Origin of the sequence: Ralstonia sp. ASV6, from assembly GCF_016429285.1 — a bacterium.
Taxonomy (GTDB): Bacteria; Pseudomonadota; Gammaproteobacteria; order Burkholderiales; family Burkholderiaceae; genus Ralstonia; species Ralstonia flaminis.
Genome location: NZ_JAELUI010000230.1, coordinates 1 through 5418 on the forward strand (window position 1 = coordinate 1; position 5418 = coordinate 5418).

The following is a 5418-nucleotide window of genomic DNA, read 5'->3' on the forward strand; positions in this document are numbered from 1 at the left end:
CGTGTGGAGTGTGCTCTGGTTCGCGTTGTATCGCGTGCCGACCAAGCATCCACGGCTATCGACGGAGGAGCACGACTACATCCGAGCGGGCCAGGAAGCGCCGGATGACAGCGCGAATGCGCCCAAGCCCTCGTGGGGCAGCATCGTCAGCAGCCAACGTTTCTGGGGGATTGCCATCCCGCGCTTTCTGTCGGAACCGGCGTGGCAGACCTTCAACTTCTGGATTCCGCTCTACCTCGCCACCGAGCGGCACATGAACCTCAAAGAGATCGCGTTGTTCGCGTGGCTGCCGTTCCTGGCTGCGGATATCGGCTGCGTGTTGGGTGGCTATCTCGCGCCGTGGTTCCAGAAGCGCTTCTCGGTATCGCTGGTGACCTCGCGCAAGCTGGTGATGGTAACGGGCTGTGTCTGCATGATCGGCCCGGCGTGCATCGGATTGGCAGCGAGCCCGTACACGGCCATCGCGCTGTTCTGCATCGGTGGCTTTGCGCACCAGACGCTCTCGGGCGCCTTGTACACGCTCACCTCCGACATGTTCGGCCGGCACGAGGTTGGCACAGCCGTTGGCCTGGCGGGCATGTCGGGTTGGCTGGGCGGCATGCTGTTCTCGCTGGCGGTGGGCACGCTGGCTGTCACCATCGGCTACAACCCGTTGTTCGTGGCGCTGGCGGTGTTCGACATCATCGCGGCCATCGTGGTGTGGACGATGTTGAACGATGGGCAAGTGCAACCGATTCCCATGCAGCGCGACGACCAGCGTTCTGCAGCGGGCGCCCTGGGCAGCTAGCACGCGCATAACCGTGCCCGGCGGTACGCGCCGACCTCAACTCAGCCGCACGAAGCGCCCAGCCATGTATTTTTTGGCTGGGCGTTTTCATTTTGTCTGCGCCCGCCCGCTACAATCGCGGGCTTGGATTCGTAGATGGCATTTCGAAATGGGGCTTGGCTGGTTTGGCATTTCCACCGTGTGGCTGCTGCCGATGGTGTGGCGGTATGCGACGCGGGCACTGGCGGGGGAGCGCGGCTTCCTCAAGGGCCGGGGCACCGTGCGGCTCTGGCTGGTCACGCTCGTTGCGCTGTGCACCAGCGCAACGCTCGAAGCGCTCACCTCGGGCGCCGATCCGCAGGACAAGGCCGGTGGAGCGGCAGGGCGCGCGCTGGCGGCGCTGTTCTCCCACATGCTGGGCTGGACTGGCGCCTTCCTGCTGATGCTCGGCGTGCTGGTCTGGGTGGCACCCATGGTGTTTGGACGATCGTGGCGGCAGCTGTTCAACCGTAGCCGTGCCGTGCAGGAAGACGCACTCGACGAGCCCGCCCCGGATCACGATGAACCGCGTGACGAGAGCCTGAAGCCGACTGCACTTGGCCTGGGCGGCGCCGCGCAAGCCCATTGGACCGGCACCGCCGGCCCTGCACAGCCGACGGTGCGCCATCGTGGCATCGAAGCCGTTTCTGCCCGCCGCCAACCGACGTGGCAACCGCCACCGCGCACGCGCCCGTCGCCGCCGCAGCCTGGAGAGATCTGGCCGCTGCTCGATGCACAGAAGGCTGCGGCGGCCAATCCTGCTGCCGACACAAAAACGGCCCCGACACCCGCACCTGCAGCGACCCCTTCTCCAGCGTCGGCACCCGCATCCGCACCGGCACGTCCCAAGCCTCGCGCCACGATCGTCAGCAGCCCGTTCCATCAGCCGCAACTCGGGCTGCGTCCGCCGGTGCAACCAGCGCCTGTCTCCACACAGGTGGAAACACTTCCCGAGCCTCCCAAGGCCACCGATGAACCTGTTGTCGAAACGGTCATGACAGAACATCCGGAAGCGGAGACCGTTGAGACACAGGAAGCGGCACCCGAGGTGCAGACGGTGGATCTGGAAGCGGTGCGCCAGGAGGCAGAAGCATTGTTGGCGGAGTTGCGCGGCCTGCTCACACCCGCAGCCGCGGCGCCAGAGCCGGCGCAAATCGCAGTCGAAACTGAGGCCGAAGCCGAAACGGAAGCGGAAGTCACCCAACCGGAGCCCGTTGCCGAGGCGTTGCCAATGCCTGAGGCCCCTGTGTCCGAGCCATTGTTGGAAGAGGTGGAGGAAGAGGTGGAGGAAGAGGTGGGGCCGTCGCCCGTTACAACACAGGCCACTAAGCCGCGCATCGTACTGCCTGCTGTGGTGGGCAACGTGGTCTCGCACGCGGCGCCGCAGGCTGCTGTGGTGGCTACGCCCGCTCCTGTGCCCGCACCGACACCGGCCCCCACAGTGCCGCGCCATGTGGATTACCGTCTGCCGAGCGCCGCACTGCTGACGGCCGCTTCAGTCAACATTGAATCCGTTCCGACCGAGCACCTTGAAGAGACCAGCAATCTGATCACCCAGCGTCTGGCTGAGTTCAAGGTGCCCGTGACGGTGGTGGGCGCCTCGGCTGGCCCAGTCATCACCCGCTTCGAGGTCGATCCCGCCATCGGTGTGCGCGGCGCCCAGGTCGTGGGGTTGATGAAGGATCTGGCGCGTGCCCTGGGCGTGACCTCCATCCGTGTGGTCGAGACCATCCCCGGCAAGACCTGCATGGGCCTGGAGCTGCCAAACGCCAAGCGCGAAATGATCCGCCTGTCGGAAGTCGTGAACGCGGCGGATTTTCAATCGCACGCCTCGCACCTCGTGCTGGCCATGGGCAAGGACATCACCGGCAATCCGGTGGTGACGGACCTCGCACGCGCGCCGCACCTGCTGGTGGCCGGCACGACGGGCTCGGGCAAGTCGGTGGCTGTCAACGCGATGATCCTGTCGATGCTGTACAAGGCCACGCCCGACGACGTGCGCATGATCATGATCGACCCGAAGATGCTGGAGCTCTCCGTCTACGAGGGCATTCCGCATCTGCTCGCGCCGGTCGTGACCGACATGAAGCAGGCCGCGCACGCGCTCAACTGGTGCGTGGGCGAAATGGAGAAGCGCTACCGCCTGATGTCCGCCCTGGGCGTGCGCAATCTGGCCGGCTACAACCAGAAGATCCGCGCAGCAGAACAGGCCGGCCGCAAGGTGCCAAACCCGTTCTCACTGACGCCCGAAGCGCCGGAACCGCTTTCCACGCTGCCGATGATCGTGGTGGTGATCGACGAGCTGGCCGACCTGATGATGGTGGCCGGCAAGAAGATCGAAGAGCTGATTGCGCGCCTGGCGCAAAAGGCGCGCGCGGCCGGCATCCATTTGATTCTGGCGACGCAGCGACCGTCGGTGGACGTCATCACCGGCCTGATCAAGGCCAACATCCCGACGCGCGTGGCGTTTCAGGTGTCGTCCAAGATCGACTCGCGCACGATTCTCGACCAGATGGGCGCAGAATCCCTGCTTGGTCAGGGCGACATGCTGTTCCTGCCGCCGGGCACCGGGTACCCGCAGCGCGTGCATGGTGCGTTTGTTGCCGACGAAGAGGTGCACCGCGTGGTCGAGCACTGGAAGCAGTTCGGCGAGCCCGAGTACGACGAAGCCATCCTGGCCGGCGACCCCGGCGAGGCCGCCGCCGGTGGCGACCTGTTCGGCGGCGAGAGCGGAGATGCAGAAGCCGATCCGCTCTACGACGAAGCTGCGGCCTTTGTGCTGAACACGCGCCGTGCGTCGATTTCTTCCGTGCAGCGGCAGTTGCGCATCGGCTACAACCGCGCCGCGCGGCTCATCGAGCAGATGGAAGCCGCGGGGCTGGTTTCGCCAATGGGCCGCAACGGCCAACGGGAGGTACTGGCACCGGGCGGCAGCGATTGAGCAACGGCCGCGTTTCAGGCGCGCATGGGGGCGAGCGATGGAAATGCACCAGGGCAACCTCTTCGACGATGTCCCGACCGGTGTTGCGGAAGAGGTCTTCACCGCATTACTGGAGCATCCCGGGCTGAAGATCGAGCGCATCGTCTCCAATGGGCAGGCCAGCCCGCCCGGCTTCTGGTACGACAGTGCCCAGGAAGAATGGGTACTGCTCATGGAGGGCGGCGCGGCGGTGCAGATCGAGGGTGAAACGGCGCCGCGTCTGTTGCAGCCGGGTACCTGGCTACACCTCCCTGCGCATTGCCGGCACCGGGTGGCCTGGACTGATACCGGCCGGCCGACCGTCTGGCTGGCCGTGCATTACAGCGCTGGTTGAGCGGGGGGTTACCCCCCCCACCACACCAGCCCGCCTTTTTCAAGCGTGCAGGTTGGCGCCCAGCTTGTCGGGATTGCGCACCAGATGGATGCTGGCCAAGCGGCCATCCGCCTGCCAGTGCAGTGTGGCGACAAGCTCCAGCCGGCCGCTGGTGTCGTGCAGCAAGTAGCCGGGCTGGCCGTTGATCCGCGCGCGCCGCAAGTGGCCCCCTGGCTCGCGGCGGCGCCAACTCTCGACCAGTCCGCACAGTACGCGGGCGACTGCGCCATTGCCGCGCACCGGACGTGGGATGGCGGCCACACGCCCTCCGCCATCGCTCATCAAGGTGGCCTCGTCGCACAGCAGCGCCGCCAGCGCGTCCGGGTCGCCCGCCTGCAGCGACGTTTCAAAGGCCTGCAGCAGCGCATCGACCTGGGCCTGGTCAAGCTCGCAACGTACATATTCGCGCCGCACATGCCCCCGTGCCCGCGCGGCCAGCTGCCGGCAGGCAGCGGTATCGCGGCCGAGTCGGGCTGCCACCTCATCGAAGGACAACTCGAACACATCGTGCAGCAGGAAGGCGGCGCGCTCGAGCGGTGTCAGGCGTTCAAGCGCAAGCAGGAACGCCGTGGAGACATCCTCGGCATAGGACAGGTGGGCCAGCGGATCGGCACCGCGATGTTCAATCGCCGCCCCCAAGCCGGTCTGTTCGAGCACGGGCTCGGGCAGCCATACACCGACATAGTGCTCGCGCTGGCGCTGCGCGCTTCGTAGCTGATCGATACAGGCATGGGTAGCCATGCGGGTCAGGTAGGCTGCGGGTTCATGCAGGCCGGCCAAGGGTGTGTCTTGCCATTGCAACCAGAGCGCTTGCACCAGGTCCTGCGCCTCGCTACGCGCGCCAAGCATGCGCCACGCCAACGCCAGCAGGCGTGGGCGCTGGTCTTCGAAGATGCGCAGATGTTCGGCCACGGCACGCTCGGTATCGACTTGGGAGCCGCTCATCGGGTGGTCTCCAATCGGTGGCGCGCCGTTTCGCGCCAGGTCGAGAGCAACGCTATCACACGGTCAGGCTGATCGACGTGCAGGTAGTGGCCGCTGCCAGCCAGCACCTCGGGCGAGACACCGGCCTCGCGCGCAATACTCTGCTGATTGCCTTGCCAGGCGGCGTGCATGGTTTCGTCCTCGAGGCCAGCCGGGAAGTCGCGCATCACCGCGCTGCTGAGCACCACGGTCGGTACCGCGGGCAAGGGCGGCAGCGCACGCGCCTGCTCCAACACGGCATCGAAGCCGGCATTCTCATCTCGCAGGGTCCGGTAG

The 5418-nt window shown here is 66.3% G+C and carries 5 protein-coding genes; 3 read left to right on the forward strand and 2 right to left on the reverse strand.

Going from position 1 to position 5418, the window contains the following annotated elements; translation table 11 throughout:
* The 3 genes from JHD73_RS26300 to JHD73_RS26310 form a co-directional block, all read left to right on the forward strand.
* Positions 1–787: MFS transporter (locus tag JHD73_RS26300; RefSeq protein ID WP_199033093.1), on the forward strand; the 787-nt coding region annotated here is incomplete at its 5' end.
* Between the two features lie 148 nt (positions 788–935).
* Positions 936–3746, forward strand: coding sequence for a DNA translocase FtsK (locus JHD73_RS26305; RefSeq protein WP_199033094.1), 2811 nt, complete (start codon positions 936–938; stop codon positions 3744–3746).
* A 37-nt stretch (positions 3747–3783) separates the two neighbouring features.
* Positions 3784–4119 (forward strand): cupin domain-containing protein, encoded by a 336-nt coding sequence (locus JHD73_RS26310; protein ID WP_199033095.1) that lies wholly within the window; start codon positions 3784–3786, stop codon positions 4117–4119.
* Positions 4120–4158: 39 nt separating this feature from the next.
* Here JHD73_RS26310 and sigJ read toward each other — a convergent pair whose 3' ends face one another.
* Together sigJ and JHD73_RS26320 are read right to left on the reverse strand one after the other, a co-directional pair.
* Positions 4159–5103 (reverse strand): RNA polymerase sigma factor SigJ, encoded by a 945-nt coding sequence (gene sigJ, locus JHD73_RS26315; RefSeq protein WP_199033096.1) that lies wholly within the window; start codon positions 5101–5103, stop codon positions 4159–4161.
* Positions 5100–5418: hypothetical protein (locus JHD73_RS26320; protein WP_199033097.1), on the reverse strand; the 319-nt coding region annotated here is incomplete at its 5' end. The genes JHD73_RS26320 and sigJ, both read right to left, overlap by 4 nt.